The sequence below is a fragment of the Nguyenibacter vanlangensis genome, assembly GCF_013376155.1.
GTDB lineage: Bacteria > Pseudomonadota > Alphaproteobacteria > Acetobacterales > Acetobacteraceae > Gluconacetobacter > Gluconacetobacter vanlangensis.
Genome location: NZ_JABXXP010000377.1, coordinates 1 through 2,878 on the forward strand (window position 1 = coordinate 1; position 2,878 = coordinate 2,878).

Sequence of the window (2,878 nt, forward strand, 5' to 3'; positions counted from 1 at the left end):
GTCCAGCGTGACCAGCAGCGCCTGGCCGCCGCCCGCGCCGCCCAGGTCGAACCCGTCGATTTCCGGCGTGCCGGAATACCAGGTCCGCGAATCGATGCGCACCGCGCCGTGCCAGTCCCCCAGCGCCAGATAGGTCAGGCCGGCCTGCCGGGCGCGATCGATGGCGATCCGGTTATGGTCGGGCGCGCCGTCGCCGAAATCGCGGACCGAACCATGGGCCAGGCCCAGGCGAATCGCGCCCTCGGGCGTCGGGGCCGCATCCATCCGCGCGGTGGGGTCGCCAATGACGTGGCGATGCCCCAGCCCGGCGGGAATGATCCAGGCCGTGCCCGCCGCATCCAGCGGCGCCGGATCATGGCCGAGATGCACGGATATATTGTCCGGCAGGCCCATCCGCAGCAGACGGTCCCACAATCCGTCCGGTTCGTGGAAATCGTGATTGCCGGGAATCAGGTGCCAGCGCAGGTCGGGGAATTGCCGCATGCGTTCGACCGGTTGGCGCAGCGTCCGTTCGGCCGGGCGGGCATAATCATAGACATCGCCCGCGACCAGGATCGCGTCCGCCCCCTCGCTCCGGGCCAGGCGGCCGATGCGGCCGATCGCCTCCAGCCTTTCCTGCTGCAGGACGGACAGGATGTCGTCATCGGCGAAACGGAAGACCTTGCCGATCTGCCAGTCTGACGTGTGAATCAGGCGCATGACGCCTTATCGCCCGAAGCGGCGTGCCAGGCCAGAGGCCGGCGCCGCGCTTCCATGCCGCCGCCCCGGCGACACCCGGCGACACCCCGCCGCAATTCCGACACGGGCCCGGGCGACCCTGCATCACACCGCCCGGCAGGTCCGCCGCGCGGCCTTGCAGGTTCGCAGACAGGTTCAAGGTCTTTCCATGGCACCTCCGCCCGCCGTCCGCCCGGCTTCCCGTCCCGCGGCACGGTCCCGCCGGCCGCGCCCCGCCATGTCCGAGGCGGTACGCGCCATCCATGCCCGCCATCGCCGACACCTGCAGAATCAGCGCCGCGCGCTACAGGGCAAGCCGGCCGATTCCGTCAGATGACGCATTGCTCCAGCAGGCCGGCAAGGCGGATACGCAGGTCCGCCGCCTGCGGCTGGTCGAGCACCGCGCGCAGGCGGATCATCTGCCGCCGCGCGTCATAAAGCTGATCCAGCAGCGACAGCACCACCCCCATGCCGTCATCGCCGATGCCCGGATCGGCGCGCAATTCGACGATCAGCCGCGCCCGCGCCACGTCGATGTCATGGAACCGGTAGTCGCCCGGCGCACCCTCGGGCCGCAGCCAGGCGGAATCGATCCAATGCTCGATATCCGCGACCGTGACGCCGCCCAGGCGCAGGCACAGGGTTTCGATCGTGATCGTCATGCCGCCCCGCCATCCGGCCCGCCGGGAGGCGTCCATGATTTCAGGAATTTCTCGAGCGCCGCGTCCGGCTGGCCGATCGTGACCTGAAGCGTGACGTAGAGATTTCCGGCCTCGCGCCCCGCATGGGCCTTGACCCCCCGCCCCCGCAGGCGCAGCACGCGGCCGCTGTCGGAGTGCGCGGGCACGTTCATCGCCACCGGGCCGCCCGGCGTCGGGATCGTGACGGCGCCGCCCAGCACGGCGGTCTTCAGCCCGATCGGCTGGGTCATGCGGATATCGTCGCCGTCGCGGGTATATTGCGTGCTGGGGGCGATGCTGAGCGTGATCAGCGCATCGCCCGGCGGCGCGCCCTGATGCCCCTCGCCCCCCTTGCCGCGCAGACGCATGACCTGGCCGTCCTCGACCCCCGGCGGAATACGGACATCCAGCGTGCCCCCACCCGGCAGGGTGATACGGGCCGTGCTGCCGTTGACGGCGTCGATGAAGCTGACGGTCAGCGAAAAATGGCGGTCCTCGCCCCGCGCCGGCCCCTGTGGCCGGCGGCGGAATCCGCGCTGCTGCCCGAACATCGAGCCGAATATGTCGCCCAGATCATCCTCGGAAAACCCGCCGGCGGAATAGCGGAACCCCTGCGCGCCCTCGGCCTGGTCGCGATAGCCGCCGCCCGGCGGCGCCCAGCCACGCTCCTGCCCCGCTGCGTCGATCTCGCCCCGGTCGAAGCGCGCGCGCTGTTCGGGGTCCGACAGCAGCGCGTGGGCCGTACCGATCGCCTTGAACTTCTCTTCGGCCGCCTTGTCGCCGGGATTGAGGTCCGGATGCCATTTCTTGGCCAGCTTGCGGTATGCCTTGCGGATATCGTCCTGGCTGGCCGTACGCGACAGGCCGAGGATCTCATAAGGATCGGTGCTCACGACGGTGCGTCATCTCCCTGCCACTGGCCCGGGTACGCCGGCAGGCACGCCGCTGCCGTTCCGATCTGCGCCGGAGACCCCATATCGGCAAAATAATGGGGACAGCCCGGCAAAGGGTCAATGTCCCCCCTTCCCCCACACGCCCGGCGCCCCTTCACCCGCGCGGCGGGCAGGGATAGAACGGATGCCGCCACGGGGACGCGGCCAGGAGAGAGAATGACCGTCATCGAACCCAAGCGGCCGCAGCGTCCGGCCATTCGCATCGCCGTTCCAGGCGTGGTCTTCGGCGCGATCCTCGCCGCGCTCGCGGGCCTTACCGATCCGGCGCAGGCCCGGCACAAGGAACATACGGTCTATGGTTCGGTCGGCGGCTACCAGGCCATCCTGGACCGCGACAGCGCCGAATATAAATCGGACGACGCCTTCTGCCAGACCGACGCCTCGGTTGCCGCCGCCCCGTCGGGATCGGCGCTGCAGGCGGGCGGCGGGGGCAACCAGTTCCGGCGGCTGCGCCAGAATTACGCCCGCTGCATGGAGAGCCGCGGCGCCTGGCAGCGCATCGAGACCCCGAAGCCGGGCGACCAGCCC

4 protein-coding genes are annotated in these 2,878 nt (G+C 70.2%); 1 reads left to right on the forward strand and 3 read right to left on the reverse strand.

Annotated features, from left to right (window positions below; genetic code table 11):
* The 3 genes from HUK84_RS14125 to HUK84_RS14135 form a co-directional block, all read right to left on the reverse strand.
* Window positions 1-699: metallophosphoesterase family protein (locus tag HUK84_RS14125; protein WP_176640861.1), on the reverse strand; the 699-nt coding region annotated here is incomplete at its 3' end.
* Window positions 700-1,046: 347 nt separating this feature from the next.
* Window positions 1,047-1,379: a chaperone modulator CbpM gene (locus HUK84_RS14130; protein WP_176640862.1), complete on the reverse strand. Its 333-nt coding sequence runs from the start codon at window positions 1,377-1,379 to the stop codon at window positions 1,047-1,049.
* Complete coding sequence (locus HUK84_RS14135; protein ID WP_176640863.1) at window positions 1,376-2,290, reverse strand: DnaJ C-terminal domain-containing protein; 915 nt, start codon at window positions 2,288-2,290, stop codon at window positions 1,376-1,378. The genes HUK84_RS14130 and HUK84_RS14135 overlap by 4 nt, the downstream gene beginning before the upstream one ends.
* A gap of 216 nt (window positions 2,291-2,506) precedes the next feature.
* Between HUK84_RS14135 and HUK84_RS14140 the strand changes: the two genes are divergently transcribed.
* Window positions 2,507-2,878 (forward strand): hypothetical protein (locus tag HUK84_RS14140; protein WP_176640864.1); only part of this gene is annotated, 372 nt, incomplete at its 3' end.